At 67.2% G+C, this 15,005-nt stretch carries 16 protein-coding genes; 7 read left to right on the top strand and 9 right to left on the bottom strand.

The features are described from left to right. Positions 1-3 precede the first annotated feature (3 nt). Positions 4-1,173: an NO-inducible flavohemoprotein gene (hmpA, locus tag M8009_RS15950; protein WP_250062988.1), complete on the top strand. Its 1,170-nt coding sequence runs from the start codon at positions 4-6 to the stop codon at positions 1,171-1,173. A gap of 77 nt (positions 1,174-1,250) precedes the next feature. Here hmpA and M8009_RS15955 read toward each other — a convergent pair whose 3' ends face one another. The 3 genes from M8009_RS15955 to M8009_RS15965 form a co-directional block, all read right to left on the bottom strand. Then, the gene (locus tag M8009_RS15955) at positions 1,251-1,955 is read right to left on the bottom strand and encodes a succinate dehydrogenase iron-sulfur subunit (RefSeq protein WP_347709848.1); all 705 of its coding nucleotides are present in this window, start codon (positions 1,953-1,955) and stop codon (positions 1,251-1,253) included. A 75-nt stretch (positions 1,956-2,030) separates the two neighbouring features. Then, positions 2,031-2,375: a hexameric tyrosine-coordinated heme protein gene (locus M8009_RS15960; RefSeq protein WP_250062992.1), complete on the bottom strand. Its 345-nt coding sequence runs from the start codon at positions 2,373-2,375 to the stop codon at positions 2,031-2,033. A 106-nt stretch (positions 2,376-2,481) separates the two neighbouring features. After that, positions 2,482-2,616: a helix-turn-helix domain-containing protein gene (locus M8009_RS15965; RefSeq protein ID WP_250062994.1), complete on the bottom strand. Its 135-nt coding sequence runs from the start codon at positions 2,614-2,616 to the stop codon at positions 2,482-2,484. 226 nt (positions 2,617-2,842) lie between these two features. On the opposite strand from M8009_RS15965, the gene ytfE reads away from it, so the two are divergent. Continuing rightward, positions 2,843-3,499, top strand: coding sequence for an iron-sulfur cluster repair protein YtfE (ytfE, locus tag M8009_RS15970; protein ID WP_250062996.1), 657 nt, complete (start codon positions 2,843-2,845; stop codon positions 3,497-3,499). Positions 3,500-3,683: 184 nt separating this feature from the next. Here ytfE and M8009_RS15975 read toward each other — a convergent pair whose 3' ends face one another. Further along, positions 3,684-4,112, bottom strand: coding sequence for a globin (locus M8009_RS15975; RefSeq protein WP_250062998.1), 429 nt, complete (start codon positions 4,110-4,112; stop codon positions 3,684-3,686). 196 nt (positions 4,113-4,308) lie between these two features. Between M8009_RS15975 and ubiU the strand changes: the two genes are divergently transcribed. From ubiU to M8009_RS15990, 3 genes are read left to right on the top strand one after another with little or no spacing between them, the layout of a single operon-like run. Beyond that, positions 4,309-5,304, top strand: coding sequence for a ubiquinone anaerobic biosynthesis protein UbiU (gene ubiU, locus M8009_RS15980; RefSeq protein WP_250063000.1), 996 nt, complete (start codon positions 4,309-4,311; stop codon positions 5,302-5,304). A gap of 10 nt (positions 5,305-5,314) precedes the next feature. Then, positions 5,315-6,235, top strand: a complete 921-nt coding sequence (locus tag M8009_RS15985) for a U32 family peptidase (protein WP_250063001.1) — start codon at positions 5,315-5,317, stop codon at positions 6,233-6,235. After that, the gene (locus tag M8009_RS15990; RefSeq protein WP_250063003.1) at positions 6,232-6,978 is read left to right on the top strand and encodes an anaerobic ribonucleoside-triphosphate reductase activating protein; all 747 of its coding nucleotides are present in this window, start codon (positions 6,232-6,234) and stop codon (positions 6,976-6,978) included. The genes M8009_RS15985 and M8009_RS15990 overlap by 4 nt, the downstream gene beginning before the upstream one ends. 293 nt (positions 6,979-7,271) lie before the next feature. On the opposite strand, the gene M8009_RS15995 is transcribed toward M8009_RS15990, so the two are convergent. The 5 genes from M8009_RS15995 to M8009_RS16015 form a co-directional block, all read right to left on the bottom strand. After that, entirely contained in the window at positions 7,272-8,024 is a 753-nt protein-coding gene (locus tag M8009_RS15995) for a ribonucleoside-diphosphate reductase (RefSeq protein WP_250063005.1), read from the bottom strand. A 189-nt stretch (positions 8,025-8,213) separates the two neighbouring features. Then, positions 8,214-10,325: an adenosylcobalamin-dependent ribonucleoside-diphosphate reductase gene (locus M8009_RS16000; protein ID WP_250063007.1), complete on the bottom strand. Its 2,112-nt coding sequence runs from the start codon at positions 10,323-10,325 to the stop codon at positions 8,214-8,216. Positions 10,326-10,365: 40 nt separating this feature from the next. Then, positions 10,366-10,851, bottom strand: coding sequence for a ubiquinone anaerobic biosynthesis accessory factor UbiT (ubiT, locus tag M8009_RS16005; RefSeq protein ID WP_250063009.1), 486 nt, complete (start codon positions 10,849-10,851; stop codon positions 10,366-10,368). A 313-nt stretch (positions 10,852-11,164) separates the two neighbouring features. Next, entirely contained in the window at positions 11,165-12,550 is a 1,386-nt protein-coding gene (gene hemN, locus M8009_RS16010; protein ID WP_250063011.1) for an oxygen-independent coproporphyrinogen III oxidase, read from the bottom strand. A gap of 115 nt (positions 12,551-12,665) precedes the next feature. Beyond that, positions 12,666-13,844: an NnrS family protein gene (locus M8009_RS16015; protein ID WP_250063013.1), complete on the bottom strand. Its 1,179-nt coding sequence runs from the start codon at positions 13,842-13,844 to the stop codon at positions 12,666-12,668. A 159-nt stretch (positions 13,845-14,003) separates the two neighbouring features. On the opposite strand from M8009_RS16015, the gene M8009_RS16020 reads away from it, so the two are divergent. Both M8009_RS16020 and M8009_RS16025 read left to right on the top strand, forming a co-directional pair. Then, positions 14,004-14,456, top strand: a complete 453-nt coding sequence (locus tag M8009_RS16020; protein WP_250063014.1) for an Rrf2 family transcriptional regulator — start codon at positions 14,004-14,006, stop codon at positions 14,454-14,456. Between the two features lie 184 nt (positions 14,457-14,640). After that, positions 14,641-14,958 carry a c-type cytochrome gene (locus M8009_RS16025; RefSeq protein WP_250063016.1) on the top strand — a complete coding sequence of 106 codons (318 nt, stop codon included), beginning with the start codon at positions 14,641-14,643 and terminating at the stop codon, positions 14,956-14,958. Positions 14,959-15,005 lie beyond the last annotated feature (47 nt).

Consider the following 15,005-nt stretch of genomic DNA (forward strand, 5'->3'; position numbering starts at 1 on the left):
GCCATGCTGACGATAGAGCAGGAGCAGTTGATCGCGGCCACCGCCCCCGTGGTGGCCGAGCATCTCGATGCCATTACCCAGCACTTCTACCCGCTGATGTTCGAGCGCTATCCGCAGGTGAAGCCGCTCTTCAACCAGGCCCACCAGCAGGATGGCGGCCAACCGCGGGCCCTGGCCGGCGCCGTGCTGGCCTATGTGGGGCTGCGCCAGGACCCCCAGCAGGCACGCGGCGTGCTGGCCACCGTGGTCAGCAAGCACGTCTCCCTGGGCATCCAACCCGACCAGTATCCCATCGTCGGCGAGTGCCTGATGGCCGCCATCGGCGAGGTGCTGGGCGAGGCGGTGACCCCGGAGGTCGCCGCGGCCTGGAGCGGCCTCTACGAGGAGCTCGCCGGCCTGCTTATCGAGCTTGAGGACCACCGCTACCGGGAGTTTGAGCGGCGCCCTGGCGGCTGGCGCGGCACGCGCCGCTTCCGCATCGCCGACACCCGCCAGGAGAGCGCGGTGATCCGCTCCTTCGTGCTGGAGCCCGATGACGGCGGCCCGGTGGCCGACCACCAGCCGGGCCAGTTCATCGGCGTAAGGCTGACCATCGACGGCGAGCAGGTCTATCGGCACTACAGCCTCTCGGATGTACCGAACGGCCGCCACTACCGGATCTCGGTGAAGCGCGAGCCGGAGGGGCGCGCCAGCCGTCACCTGCACGATGCCATGGGCGTCGGCGACACCCTGGAGCTGCTGCCGCCGGCCGGCGACATGACCCTGGCCGACGGCGACGAGCCCCTGCTGCTGGCCAGCGGCGGCGTCGGCCAGACCCCGATGCTGCCCATGGCCCGCCATGCCCTGGCCCAGGGGCGCCGGGTGGTCTATCTGCACGCCGCCCTGGACGCCGAGCATCACGCCTTCCGCGATGAGGTCGCGGCCCTGGCCGCCGAGCATCCGCAGCGGCTCCGGGCGGTGAGCGTGCACGAGCGCGGCACTGAGGCCGAGCATACCGGCCGGATCGACCGCGAGCTGCTGGCCCGCCTGCTGCCCGAGGATGCCCGCTGCTACTTCGTGGGTCCCCAGGGGTTCATGAACGCCGTGGACCGAGCGCTGGCCGATCTCGGCGTGCCCAAGGACCGTCGCCACTACGAGCACTTCGGCCCCTCGCGTCCCCTCGATGCCGCCTGAGACCCACCCCACCCATGACGCGACGACGCTCCGGCCAGCCCGGGGCGTCGTCGTGCTCGCGGCACTCGCGATGGGTATCAGCTGCCGCGTGCCAACAACATCGCCTTGATCTGGCCGATGGCACGCATCGGATTAAGTCCCTTGGGGCACACCCAGGTGCAGTTGGCGATCTGCCGGCAGCGGAACACGCTGAAGGGGTCGTCGAGCTCGGCCAGACGCTCATCGGTGGCGGTATCGCGGCTGTCGATCAGGAACCGATAGGCCTGGATCAGCCCGGCCGGGCCGATGTACTTGTCGGGGTTCCACCACCAGGAGGGACAGGCCGAGCTGCAGCAGGCGCACAGGATGCACTCGTAGAGGCCGTCGAGCTTCTCGCGGTCTTCCGGGCTCTGCCGACGCTCGATGGAGGTGGGCGGTTGGTCGTTGATCAGCCAGGGGCGAATCTTCTCGAACTGGCGGAAGAACAGCGTCTGGTCCACCACCAGATCGCGTATCACCGGCATGCCCGGCAGCGGCCGCAGGGTCAGGGTATCACCGCTTGCCAGCACCTCATCCACCGGGGTGATGCAGGCCAGGCCGTTCTTGCCGTTGATGTTCATGCCGTCTGAGCCGCACACCCCCTCCCGGCAGGAGCGCCGATAGGCCAGGGTGGCATCCTGCTGCTTCAGGTGCTCAAGGAGATCGAGGACCATCGTCTTGCGGAAACGCTCCTCCACCTCCAGCGTCTCGAGGCGTGGCCGGTCATCCTGCTCGGGATGGTAGCGATAGAGCCGTACCTTGATCATCACCGCCCTCCTCCGCGCGCCATGCCGCCTGGCGGGCCAGCAGCTGCAGGCCCTGTGACCCCGTCATCCGCCTCACTCGCGCCAGTAGTCGTTGGCCGCGGCAACGGTCTGGAAATGCGTGGCGATGACGTGGGAGGCCGCGATCAGGCTGTCAGGGTCCTCGGCATACTCGGGACGCTGCGCCTTGCGCACCTCGGCATCCGGCTGGGTCGTCCCCACCCCCTTCTGGGAAAGCGTCACCGCCAGGGCGAAGCCCTCCTGGGGCGTCTCGGTGATCAGGCTCGGCAGCCAGGTATCGCCGGACTCCTTCGCTTCATGGTCCTCCGCCATGGCGGCACTGCCCAGCAGCAGCGAAATGGTCAGCAGCAGTACACCACCAGCCTTGCCCGAAGCGGGGGCCTGAAAAATGGGCAACATGGCAACCTCCTGGGTCCATAAGATGCATAATTTATACATCTTTAAAAGGTAGCCAATGCCCTCCCACCGTCAAGATTGGGCCGCCAAGACGCCGTCGGCCTGAGGCCTACTTCAGCCCCAGCCGCCGGGCCAGCTTGTGCAGGTTGCTGGGGTCCAGTTCCAGGCGCCGAGCCGCCGACGCCCAGCGGCCGTCGCAGGCCGCCAGCGCCTCGAGGATCGCTTGGCGCTGGGCCTGCTTCACCTGCTAGCGCAGGCTCGATGCCGCGGCCTCATCGGCATGCTCCGACGCTTGCGGTGCGCGACTGCCTTCCATTCCAGGGACGGGCAGGTCGAGCCAGGCCGGCTCCAGGGTGATGATCTCGCCGCGCCGCGCGCCCCGGCTCAGGGCCTTGAAAACAGGCTGTCGGAAACTGGCACGCCGCTTGCTCTATGTAAGCCATCACCTATCTGACCAAGGAGCTCCTGCCATGAGCCTGATCGAACAGACCGTCGGCCGCGCCGCCCTGACCCTGCCCGGCGCCACCCGAGTGTTCCGCGACCATAATATCGACTTCTGCTGTGGCGGCCGCATCAGCCTGCGCGAGGCCGCCGAGCGCGTCGGCCTGGCCCCCGAGGCGCTGGTGGACGCGCTCGAGGCACTGCCGGCCGGGTCCAGCGACGAGCGCGACTGGCAGTCGGCCAGCAACGATGAGCTGATCGAGCATATCCTGACCCGCTACCACGACGTCCACCGCCAGCAGCTGCCCGAACTGGTCCGCATGGCGCGTCGCGTCGAGCAGGTCCACGGCGAGCGCGACACCTGCCCCAACGGCCTGGCCGACCTGCTCACCACGATCTACCAGGAGATGGAGAGCCATATGCAGAAGGAGGAGCAGATCCTCTTTCCGATGCTGCGCCGGGGCCTGGGCGCCCAGGCTCGGGGGCCCATCGCGGTGATGCGCCACGAGCACGACGATCACGGCGAGCACCTCGAACAGGTGCTGGCGCTGACCGACGACATCACCCCACCCAAGGGTGCCTGCACCACCTGGCGCGCACTCTATACCGGGCTGCGTGAGTTCCGTGCCGACCTGATGCAGCACATCCACCTAGAGAACAACCTGCTGTTCGAACGCGCCGGCTGAACCCCAGGCGCGCCCAACAGTGACGCGTCGCCCTGCCGGCGGCGCGCCAGGGGGCCACGGCGAAAGGCCGACTTCTGCCCGTTCTGCGACGCCAGGCCGGCCGCCTCGTCTTTTCCCGGCAAGCAACTAGGTTCACGGCATCGGCCTCCATGGGCATCGCCCATGGCGGGCGCGCTGCACCGGTCTAACCGGCGCCGACACCCCGATCGTAATGGAAGGTCATGAAGACGATGCCCGGCGTCATCACCAGCCGCCAGGCCAGCTCGACCTCGTCATCGAACCGCTCATCGAAGGCGCGAACCGTGTCGATCAGGGTCTCGAGCCAGAGGTCATAGAGGGCCGGGGCGATATCGAGGTGGGCGCGACCGTGGCTGATCGCCACCTGCTGCAGGTAGTAGTCGGCATGGCTCGACGCGTAGAACGCCAGCAGGTGATAGAAGGCCTTCTTGAGCATGGCCCTCTGGCGTGCCATGTCGGTGTGGCGAAACTTCGCCGAGACCTCCGGGGAGGCCGCGATGAAGCGCTCATAGAAGGCCTCGAAGAACGCCTGTCCCTCGACCTCCCGGCTCAGCACCCGCACGTAACTCGCATCGAACAGGCGTTCAATGTCCATGACCGCCCCGCCTGGTGAGCATGCCTCTACCAAGACTAGGCCAGACCCCCGGGCAGGGCCTCGCCGGAGGCCCTCTTGATGGCCTCGGCATGACCTGCATCACGCATGCGAATGCCCCTTCGCCATGACGCCAGTCAAGGGCCGGGCAGGGATGGTCGACTAGCATGGTCGGGTTTTCATCGAGAGGAGTCTCGCCATGGAGCTCGTCTGCCCCGCCGGCAACCTGCCCGCCCTGAAGCGTGCCGTGGACGAGGGCGCCGATGCCGTCTATTTCGGCTTCCAGAACACCACCAACGCCCGCCAGTTCGCCGGTCTCAATTTCACCGACAAGCGCGCTCGGGAAGGCATCGAGTATGCCCATGCCCGCGGTAAGCGGGTCTTCTGCGCTATCAATACCTACCCTCAGCCGGACGGCTGGGCGATGTGGACCCGTGCCGTGGACCAGGCCGCCGACCTCGGCGTCGATGCCCTGATCATGGCCGACATGGGGCTGCTCGACTACGCCGCCCGCCGCCACCCTACCCTTCCCCGCCATCTCTCGGTGCAGGGCTCGGCCACCAGCCATGAGGCGCTGCGCTTCTACCACGAGCAGTTCGGCATCCGGCGCGCCGTGCTGCCCCGCGTGCTCTCCATCACCCAGGTGCGCGACCTGGCGAAGCAGAGCCCGGTGGAGTTGGAAGTCTTCGCCTTCGGCAGCCTGTGCATCATGGCGGAAGGACGCTGCTACCTGTCTTCATATCTCACCGGCGAGTCCCCCAACACTCGCGGCGTCTGCTCCCCGGCGGCCCATGTGCGCTGGGAAGATACCCCGGAGGGCCTGGAATCTCGGCTCAACGGCGTGCTGATCGACCGCTACACCGCGGGTGAGAACGCCGGCTACCCCACCCTGTGCAAGGGGCGCTTCGAGGTGGGCGGCGAGACCTACCACGCCATCGAGGAGCCCACCAGCCTCAACACCCTGGAGCTGCTGCCTGAGCTTCAGGAACTGGGCATCAGTGCAGTGAAGATCGAGGGCCGCCAGCGCAGCCCGGCCTACGTATCGAAGGTCGCCGGCATCTGGCGCCAGGCCCTGGACCGCCTTGAGCGCGCCCCCGGCCACTTCAACGTCGAGCCCGCCTGGATGGCCGGCCTCGGCGAGGTCTCAGAAGGCAGCACCACCACACTGGGCGCCTACGAGCGCCGCTGGAAATAGGAGAGAGCCCATGTCTGCCACCCCCAGGCTCCAGCTGTCGCTCGGCCCGGTGCTCTTCTACTGGACCCGCGAGCGCTACGCCGATTTCTATCGCGAGGCCGCCGACTGGCCGGTGGACATCATCCATCTCGGCGAGTCGGTATGCTCGCGGCGCCGCGACATGAAGCTCGACGACTGGTTGGGCATCGGCCGCGAGCTGATCCAGAGCGGTAAGCAGGTGGTGCTGGCCAGCCAGACCCTGATCGAGTCGGAGGCCGACCTGCGCGACCTGCGCAAGCTCTGCGACAACGGTGAATTCCTTGTCGAAGCCAACGACCAGAGCGCCCTTCAGCGCCTCTCGGCGGCAGGGCAGCCCTTCGTGGCCGGTGCCGCACTCAATCTCTACAACCCTGCGACGCTGGCAGTGCTCTCCCGCATCGGCATGCAGCGTTGGGAGGCGCCAGTGGAGATGTCCCGGGACGACCTGGCGAGGCTGCTGGCCGACTGCCGCGAGCAGGGGCTCGACGCCCCTTGCGAGGTGTTCGCCTACGGTCACCTGCCGCTGGCCTGGTCGTCGCGCTGCTTCACCGCGCGGCGCTACCAGAAGCCCAAGGATCGCTGCCAGTTCGTCTGCCAGAAGCACCCGGAGGGCCTCGCCCTGCGTACCCAGGAGGCGGACCAGGTCTTCACCCTCAACGGCATCCAGACGCTCTCCGGCGCCTGCCAGGACCTGCGCCATGAGCTACCCGACATGGCCGAGATGGGCGTGGGCGTGGCACGCCTGAGCCCGCGCCCCGAGGGCATGGCCGAAGTGGTGGCGGCCTTCGATGCGGCCCGGCGCGGCGCGCTTCCCGCCCCCGACCCGCTGGCGTTGGTGGACGCCGAGATCTGCGACGGCTACTGGCACAGCCGGCCCGGCATGGACAACACCCGCGGGGTGGCCACGCCATGATCGGGCCACTCCTGCGCCTGGAGCCCGACGAGGCCTCCGACATCCGCCTGCCGGTGGCGAGCCTGACCGCGTCGAGCACGGCGGACTTCCCCGGCCGGCGCGCCGCCGTGATCCATCTCCAGGGCTGCCCCCTGCAGTGCGGCTACTGTGAGGTGGGCGAGATGGCCAGCGCCCGCCGCGGCGAGCCCGGTGAGTGGGAGGCGATGCGCGCTTTCCTTAAGGCCCGACCCGATGGGCTCGACGCCGTGGTGTTCAGCGGCGGCGAGCCCACCCTGCACGCCGACCTGCCACGCGCCCTCGAGCAGGCGCGCGAGATGGGGCTGGCCGTGGGGCTGCATACCGCCGGCCCCTACCCGGAGCGCCTGGCCACCCTGCTGCCGCAGCTGGATTGGGTGGCCCTGGACGTCAAGGGACGCGGGCGGGAGTTCGACCGGGTCTGCGGTCGGCCTGGCATCTGGCAGCGGCATGCCCGTAGCCTCTCGCTGCTGCTGGAGGGCGATATCCCCTTCGAGTGCCGCACCACGGTGCACTGGCGAGACTTCGCCCTGGACGACCTGGAGCGCCTGGCCATGACGCTTGCCGACTGCGGCGTGCGTCGCTATGCCCTGCAGGTGGCGCGGATGGAGCGCTGCCGCGACCCCGACTACTGCCTGCCGGTGGCGGGCGCCCCGCCCCGGGAGGCGCTGGAGACCTTGGTGCGTCGGCTAAACCGCCATTTCGATCACTTCGAACTGCGTGGGTAAGTACTGGATTACGTTCAACATCACCAAAGGCCACAAACATTTATTATCCTTAATGGTGATGGAAATTGTGATGGTGATAGCACGCTTCAACTTACTCATTGGCCAATCTCCGGAATGAGCTTCTGCCGTTGACGAGCTAGACCACCAGCACCTACAATACATTCGACCAAGAAAGTAGGTAGGTTATGGGGCCCAGACCAAGGGCAGGCAGACAATGCCCTTGATTCTGCTCTCTAGTCCTCCCAAGAAGGGGCGCTCTCAATGAGCGCCCTTTTTTGTGTCTTTTCTTTAGCTTACCCGCACTTGGACCAGCCGCAGCCGGAGTAGCAGGTGGGGCAACCGTCCATCATGATCAGCTCGCCGTTGCACTCGGGGCAGTGGCCGACCACGGTGGGACCGTCGCCCTTGGCATGTGAGGCCTCCTGCGCCTTGCGCTCGGCCTGCTCGATCTCCTCCGGGGTGGGCGGCTGCCAGGGATGGCCGCTGGCCAGGCGCTGGGCATAGCGGCTGACCAGTTCCTCCACCGGCACCTGGTTGCCGTCCTGGTCGAGGAAGCCGCGGCGGTAGAGGATCTGCTGGATCGACCAGGCGATGGCCGCGACCTCGGAGTCATGGAACATCGGCTTGCCCCAGCGGTTCATGCCGCAGCGCACCAGGCCCTTGTCCCAGGCCACCTTGCGCAGGTCGGCCACCGCCTGGGTGACATAGCCGCCGCGGGCGGCCAGCGACAGGCTGCGCATGGTGGCGGTGATCCACTGGTGCTCGCTGGAGAGCTGGCCGGAGGGGAAGAAGAACTCCACCGGGCGCTCGATCACCACGCGCTTGCCGTTGAGCACGCCCTCCACCGGCATGAACGACACCAGCAGGTAGACCTTCTTGCGCCCCTCGGCCCCGACGTAGGAGATCTTCTCCGACACGGCCTCCAGGGTGCCCTCGGGGCGCGAGGGAATGCGCACCGTGAGCGGGTTCTCCTCGGCGAGCGGCGGCTCCTCCACCGCCTTCTTGACGCTGTAGGACACGATCTTGGAATTGATCTCGACGGCCATCAGGAGGCTCCTCCGGAAAGTTGTTGGGTGGCACTGGGCGTCCATCGCTCGGGACTGATCCGGCGAAGAGCCTGCGAGGAGGCGCTGTAAACCCTTCCCTGGGCGCTACCGACGCCATCCATGGCGTAGGACCTCCTCTTCGGCTCATCCCCGGCGCCCCTCGCTGAAGGCAAGCGCGAGAATACTGGCTTACCACTTTCCATAGGTGCCTTCCTTCAGCGCGTCATAGAGGTTCGCCGCGTTGTGCTCCTCGCCGTCGTAGATGACCTTCTCGTCGCCGGCCAGCTCCACGGTCTCGCCGTTCTCCAGCTCGAAGACGTAGGTGGTGTTCTTGAGGTCGTCCTCGCGTACCAGCACGCCCTGGAAGGCCTCCGGGTTGAAGCGGAAGGTGGTGCAGCCCTTGAGCTTGCTGGCGTAGGCGTCGAGGTAGAGGTCCTTGAACTCCTCGAAGGGAAACTCGGTGGGCACGTTCACCGTCTTGGAGATGGCCGAGTCGACCCACACCTGGGCCGCCGCCTGCACCGCCACGTGCTGCTTGGGGCTCACCGCATCGGCGGTGATGAAGTAGTCGGGCAGGTCGCTCTCCACGGCATCGGCGGCGATGAAGTGGCGATAGGCGGCCAGCTCGAAGGAGACCACCTCGACCTGCTCCTTGGTCTTCTTGCCCGACTGGATGACGTTGCGGAAGTAACGGTGCGAGAAGGACGGCTCGATGCCGTTGGAGGCGTTGTTGCCCAGCGACAGCGAGATGGTCCCGGTGGGCGCGATCGAGCTGTGATGGGTGAAGCGCGCGCCATGCTCGGCGAGTTGCGCCACCAGCGCCGGCTCCACCTCGGCGACCTTCTGCATGTAGCGGCTGTAGCGGGCGTGCAGGATGCGCCCGGGCACCTTGTCGCCCACCTCGTAGCCGTCCTGCTTGAGCTCGGGGCGCTCGCGCATCATCCGTGGGGTGATCTCATAATCCTCGGCCAGGGCCGGCGCCACGCCCTTCTCGCGGGAGAGCTCGAGCGCCTGCTTCCAGCCCTCCAGCGCCAGGTTGCGGCTGACCTCCTCGGTGAAGGCCAGCGACTCGGGGGAGCCATAGGGGATCTTGAGCATGGTCAGGGTGGAACCCAGGCCCAGGAAGCCCATGCCGTGGCGGCGCTTGGCCTCGATCTCCTTGCGCTGGCCCTCCAGCGGCAGGCCGCTGATCTCCACCACGTTGTCGAGCATGCGCGTGAAGATCGCCACCACCTGGCGGTAGCGCTCCCAGTCGAAGCGCGGCTTCCTGCCGAAGGGGTCGATGACGAAGCGGGTCAGGTTCACCGAGCCGAGCAGGCAGGCGCCCTCCGGCGGCAATGGCTGTTCGCCGCAGGGGTTGGTGGCACGGATCTCCTCGCAGAACCAGTTGTTGTTCATGCGGTTGACCTGGTCGATCAGGATGAAGCCCGGCTCGGCGAAGTCGTAGGTCGAGGCCATGATGGTGTCCCACAGCTCGCGGGCCTTGATTACCTCGACGATGCGGCAGGCCACGCGGCCCTCGTCATCGACGGTGTAGCCCTCCTCGACTACCGGCCAGTCGCGGTAGATCAGCTCGCTCTCCTCGACGTCGTCCCGCTCGCCCTCGTGGAGCGGGAAGGCCAGCGGCCAGTCAGTGTCGTTCTTCACCGCCTCCATGAACTCGTCGGTGATCAGCAGGCTCAGGTTGAACTGGCGCAGGCGGCCCGCCTCGCGCTTGGCCTCGATGAAGCTCTTCACGTCGGGATGGCCGACGTCGAAGGTGCCCATCTGCGCGCCGCGGCGCCCGCCCGCCGAGGCCACCGTGAAGCACATCTTGTCGTAGATATCCATGAACGCCAGCGGGCCGTTGGTGCCGGCACCGGCGCCGAACACGAAGGCCCCCTTGTGGCGCAGGGTGGAGAACTCATAGCCGATGCCGCAGCCCGCCTTGAGGGTCATGCCGGCATCCACCACCGAGTCGAGGATGTCGTGCATGGAGTCGCGGATGGTGCGCGAGACGGTGCAGTTGATCAGGCTCACCGCCGGCTTGTAGGCCTCGGCGCCGGCATTGGACATGATCCGCCCGGCCGGAATGGCCCCGTTCTCCAGCGCCCAGCGGAACTTCGGCAGCCACTCCTCGGCCTGGTCGCCCTCCACGGCCGCCAGGGCCCGTGCCACGCGATCCCAGGTGGCGGTGACGTCCTTGTCCACGGGGTGGCCGTGACGGTCCTTGAGGCGGTACTTGGCATCCCAGATATCGCGGGACGGTACCTGCAGGGGCACCTCGTTGGATGACTTCACTGCCTTGGTGGAAGTGCTCATGCGGAAGGCTCCGGGAAAAAATCATTGAACGAAAAAAAGGTCAGCTCGTGCGTCGTGCTAGCCTCTCCAGGCGGACCAGCAGCGCTCCCAGGGGTCCCTGGGCCAGGCCCTCCTCGCGTCCGTCGAGGAGGTTCTTGACCATCAGGCCCAGTTCGGTGTCGCCCTCGATCAGCAGGCGACGCTGGAAGAACAGGCTGTCGGGATCCTCGCGGCGGGTGGCCAGGCAGAGGAACTCGCGCCAGCCGCCGCGGATGGTGGCCTCGCCCGGCTCGTGGCAAAGCACCAGGCGCTGCGCCTCGAGGCTCAGTGTCAGCATCACGCCGAGATCCTCGATGGCCAGGCTGATTCGTCGCCCCTCCAGGGCATCGAACTCGCCCTCTTCCAGCGGCTCGGCGAAGGTGCGGTTGAGCAGCGGTTCCACCAGGCGACGCTTGACGGCCAGCGGCACGCAGGGATCCAGGGTGCGGATCAGACGGCTCGGGACGGGCGGGCGCGGAAGCGATAGTGACGGTAGGGGTAGAGACATGACGTTACTCCTGATGACGTCGACGCGGCTTGGCCGCCAAATCGCTCATCCTAGGCCGGTCCTCCCGGGGCTGCACTGACATGCATCATGTCGGCAGTCAGCCCACGACCATCTGCGGCCCGCCTACCATATATAGACTAAACCTCGCAGGCAAGCGCCACATATAGTGTAACCGTGAGAACATCATGACCCCTTTTCATTTGACAGCCGCGGCGCCGCAGAGCGGTGCGGCCACAAGCAGAAGCGGCGCCCCCTCGTGAACCGGGGCGCCGCTTCCTGATAGGCATCACTATCCATTGTGACGGGGGTTCGCTCAAACGGTGCGCGAGTAGCGTCCCGGGCCGTGGCTCAGGTAGGCATCGAAGGCCATGGCGGCGTTGCGCATCATCAGCCGCCCGGCCGGCAGTACCTCGATGGCCCCGTCACCGATCGTCAGCAAGCCGTCGTCCGCCATCTCCTCGAGCTCGGCGAGGGCGTCGGCGAAGGTGTCGCGGAAGTCGATATCGTGGGCCGCCTCGATCGCGGCGAAATCGATACGCCCGTGGCACATCAGGGCGTTGATCACGTCGCGGCGCAGCAGGTCGTCGGCGTTGAGGCGATAGCCGCGCATCACCGGCAGCCGGCCCGCCTCGAGACGCGCCTGGTACTGGGCCGTCTCCTTGACGTTCTGGCTGTAGCTGTCACCCACCTTGCCGATGGCGGTATTGCCCAGGCCGATCAGGTCGCAGTCGGCATGCGTCGAGTAGCCCTGGAAGTTGCGCTGCAGGGTGCCGTTCTCCTTCGCCAGCGAGAGCTCGTCCTCGGGCAGGGCGAAATGATCCATGCCGATATAGACATAACCGGCCTCGGTGAGGCGGCGGATGGTCAGCTCCAGCAGCTCGATCTTGCGCTCCGGTGGCGGCATGTCCTCGGGACGGATCAGCCGCTGGGCCTTGAACAGCTCCGGCAGGTGGGCATAGCTATAGGCCGCGATGCGATCCGGGCGAAGGGCGATGATCTTGGTAAGGGTCTCGTCGAAGCTCGCCACCGTCTGCAGCGGCAGGCCGTAGATCAGATCGACGCTCACCGACTGGAAGCCAGCTTCGCGGGCCGCCGCCACCAGCTCGATGACTTGTGCCTCGCTCTGGATGCGGTTGACCGCCTCCTGGACCCTAGCGTCGAAGTCCTGCACGCCGAAGCTCAGGCGGTTGAACCCCAGGGCATGGAGTTCGTGGATCTGCTCGGGGGTCACGGTGCGGGGGTCCACCTCCAGGGAGAACTCCCGCGCCTCAGGCTCGGCGAAGTGGAAGGCACCGTCCAGCGCGGCCATCAGCTCGCCGAGCTGGTCGTTGCTCAGGTAGGTGGGGGTGCCTCCGCCCAGGTGCAGCTGGGTCATGCGTCGCGAGTCGTCGAACAGCGTGCCCTGGAGCGCGATCTCCCGCTTGAGCCAGGCGAGGTACTCCGCGGCGCGCTCACGGTTGTGGGTGATGATCTTGTTGCAGGCACAGTAGTAACAGAGGCTCTCGCAGAACGGGATGTGCACGTAGGCCGACAGCGGCTTGGGCGTCGCGGCCCGGTTGCTGCGCTCGGCAGCGGCACGATAGTCGTCCTCGGCGAAGGCCGCCTGGAACTGCGGCGCCGTGGGATAGGAGGTGTAGCGTGGCCCCGGACGGTCGTACTTCTCGACCAGGGGACGGATGAACGGCAGGGTGTCTTGCATGATCGAATCGAGCCTCTGGAACCGTAAGGCGGCGGCCATGGCCACCACCGCATGGACGAATTATGCCAGCCCCGAGCGAGGACGTCGGTACCCTTCAAGGGGTAGCTGACCCAGATCAAGACGAGGTAGGCGACCCCGCGGCACGCGCTGCAGCGGTTGCGGCTCCCCGTCGGCGCCAGTGCACCAGCCGCCACGCCACCAGCAGCCAGGCCAGGCTCCAGGCCCCGGCCGCCCCCCACAGCGCCGGGATCCCGGCCGAGGGCAGCGCGAGCCGCAGCCCCGCCGCCAGGGTAAAGAGCAGCGCCAGGCGCGGCAGCCATGCCTCCTCCCCGGGGCGCCCCTTGGCCCTCAGGATCGCCTGGCGCAGCATGATGCCGCTGGCCAGGGTGCCGAGCCCTCCCACGGTGATCGCATGCAGCCGGCCCGCCGGCGAGTGCCCTGTCAGGAGATCCCCCGCCACCAGCAGGGCTCCCACGCCCAACCAGGCATAGCCGAGCAGTAGCCCGAGCAGGTCAGGCCGATCGCGTAGCCTCCAGGGCGACCAGCGCCAGAGCCGCACCAGGACCACTACCCCGGCCAGCGCCAGCAGCCCAGCGGCAGCCGGCCACAGCCTGGGCCAGATCGCCAGGAGCCCGGCAGCCCCCAGCAGGCCGATCAAGGCCGCCTCGATCCGTGGCTGGACACCGGCTCCAGCCACCCGGTCGCGCGCCATCAGGTGACCATTCACTGCCGGGGCAATCACCCGCCCGCCCATGAAGGCCATCAACAGCAGCAGCCAGAGCACCCCCTGATGCAGCAGGGGCGCGAGCAGGCCAGGGAAGGCCGCGTGCGCCGCCAGACTGGCCACCGCCAGCAGGCAGAGCAGGCCGAGCAGCGGCGAGAGCAGGCGATTGCGCCACTTCTTGGCCGCCAGGAAGCGCGGCACCACCCAGGCGGCCAGCAGCAGGGCGAAGGCGGCATCGGCCAGCAGGGCCGGCCAGGCCGGGTAGCCCGCCAGCCCAGCGAGACGCCCGACCAGCCACAGCCCCGCCAGGAGGGACAGCCGCAGGGATGGCAGCGGACCCAGCAGGTAGCCCGCGATCACCGCCAGGGCAAAGCCGAACAGCAACTCGCGGCCATGGGCCGCCGGCGTTGCCAGCAACGGCAAGCCACCCCGCATCGCCACCAGCGATAGCGGCACCGCCAGGGCCGCATGCAGGGCGGCAAGGGGAAAGAACAGCGACCAGGCGGGGCGCCGTTCGGCCCGACGGGCGCCACCGGCTTGACCTGGGTCACTGGCAACGAACCTTAACATGCATTTAAATTACATCTTAGTGATTGCCATGCCAATCACGCGCCAGCGGCCACCACGCGGCCGAATGCCGCAGCCACGAATCAAACCTAACAGGCATGATGTTAGAATCACCCGTTTTCTCACCACGCCCTGTGAGGCGTCCGACGCGCCGGGACTCCCATGCATCTGACCCGATTCACCGACTATTCGCTACGAGTGCTGATCTACCTGGCCGTCAAGGGCGAACAGCGCTCGACCATCACCGAGATCGCCGAGCGCTTCGAGATCTCCCGCAACCACCTGATGAAGGTGGTGCAGGACCTCAATCATCGTGGCTATATCACCTCCATCCGTGGCAAGAACGGCGGCCTGCTGCTCAAGCGCGCCCCCGAGACGATCCCGCTGGGCGAACTGGTCCGCGACACTGAGCGTGACCTGGCCCTGGTGGAGTGCTTCAGCGACGACAACGAGTGCATCATCACCCCCGCCTGCCGGCTCAAGCCGATCCTGGCCGAGGCACTTGCCGCCTTCCTGGCCGTGCTCGACCACTACACCCTGGCCGACCTGCTCGGCCCACAGCGTCCCAGGCTGATCGGGCTGTTGCAGCTCGACGACACTTATCCCGAGGCCTGAGTCTCCCCGGCACCTCTGCATTAGCATCCTCTTTTACCTTTTGCGACTCCCGGACTAGGCTGAACATGACGCACGTCAAGCCTCGCCGGGGCGACGACTGGCATCATGATCTCAATCGCCCGGCGCGGCCGTTGCCCGAACCGGGCTTTTTCAAGCACTTAAAGATGCATTTCGGAGGTATGTTATGAAGTCACTGCTCGTAGCCACCCTGCTGGGCGGCGCCTTCCTGGCCCTGGACGCCCAGGCCGCCGGTGACCCGGAAGCGGGAGAAGGCAAGATCGCCGCCTGCGCTGCCTGCCACGGCACCGACGGCATGGGCACTGCGCCGATCTATCCGAACCTGGCCGGCCAGTCTGCCACCTACCTGGAGAGCGCCATGAAGGCCTATCGCGACGGCCAGCGCAGTGGCGGCATGGCTGCCCTGATGAATCCCCAGGCCCAGGGCCTCTCCGACGAAGACATCGCCGACATCTCCGCCTACTACGCCAACCTAGAACCCTGATCCCCGGCCGGCCCTAGGGCCGGCCTTGCCTTATTGATGGGTGGCGG

This window comes from Halomonas gemina, from assembly GCF_023554995.1.
Taxonomy (GTDB): Bacteria; Pseudomonadota; Gammaproteobacteria; order Pseudomonadales; family Halomonadaceae; genus Halomonas; species Halomonas gemina.

What these genes read in the sequence shown, in the direction of transcription:
- M8009_RS15995 (WP_250063005.1), bottom strand. Translation starts at nt 8,024, where the DNA reads ATGGCCGTCGAGATCAATTCCAAGATCGTGTCCTACAGCGTCAAGAAG.
- M8009_RS15985 (WP_250063001.1), top strand. Translation starts at nt 5,315, where the DNA reads ATGTCTGCCACCCCCAGGCTCCAGCTGTCGCTCGGCCCGGTGCTCTTC.
- M8009_RS16000 (WP_250063007.1), bottom strand. Translation starts at nt 10,325, where the DNA reads ATGAGCACTTCCACCAAGGCAGTGAAGTCATCCAACGAGGTGCCCCTG.
- hmpA (WP_250062988.1), top strand. Translation starts at nt 4, where the DNA reads ATGCTGACGATAGAGCAGGAGCAGTTGATCGCGGCCACCGCCCCCGTG.
- M8009_RS16025 (WP_250063016.1), top strand. Translation starts at nt 14,641, where the DNA reads ATGAAGTCACTGCTCGTAGCCACCCTGCTGGGCGGCGCCTTCCTGGCC.
- ubiU (WP_250063000.1), top strand. Translation starts at nt 4,309, where the DNA reads ATGGAGCTCGTCTGCCCCGCCGGCAACCTGCCCGCCCTGAAGCGTGCC.
- M8009_RS15960 (WP_250062992.1), bottom strand. Translation starts at nt 2,375, where the DNA reads ATGTTGCCCATTTTTCAGGCCCCCGCTTCGGGCAAGGCTGGTGGTGTA.
- ubiT (WP_250063009.1), bottom strand. Translation starts at nt 10,851, where the DNA reads ATGTCTCTACCCCTACCGTCACTATCGCTTCCGCGCCCGCCCGTCCCG.
- hemN (WP_250063011.1), bottom strand. Translation starts at nt 12,550, where the DNA reads ATGCAAGACACCCTGCCGTTCATCCGTCCCCTGGTCGAGAAGTACGAC.
- ytfE (WP_250062996.1), top strand. Translation starts at nt 2,843, where the DNA reads ATGAGCCTGATCGAACAGACCGTCGGCCGCGCCGCCCTGACCCTGCCC.
- M8009_RS15975 (WP_250062998.1), bottom strand. Translation starts at nt 4,112, where the DNA reads ATGGACATTGAACGCCTGTTCGATGCGAGTTACGTGCGGGTGCTGAGC.
- M8009_RS15990 (WP_250063003.1), top strand. Translation starts at nt 6,232, where the DNA reads ATGATCGGGCCACTCCTGCGCCTGGAGCCCGACGAGGCCTCCGACATC.
- M8009_RS16020 (WP_250063014.1), top strand. Translation starts at nt 14,004, where the DNA reads ATGCATCTGACCCGATTCACCGACTATTCGCTACGAGTGCTGATCTAC.
- M8009_RS16015 (WP_250063013.1), bottom strand. Translation starts at nt 13,844, where the DNA reads ATGTTAAGGTTCGTTGCCAGTGACCCAGGTCAAGCCGGTGGCGCCCGT.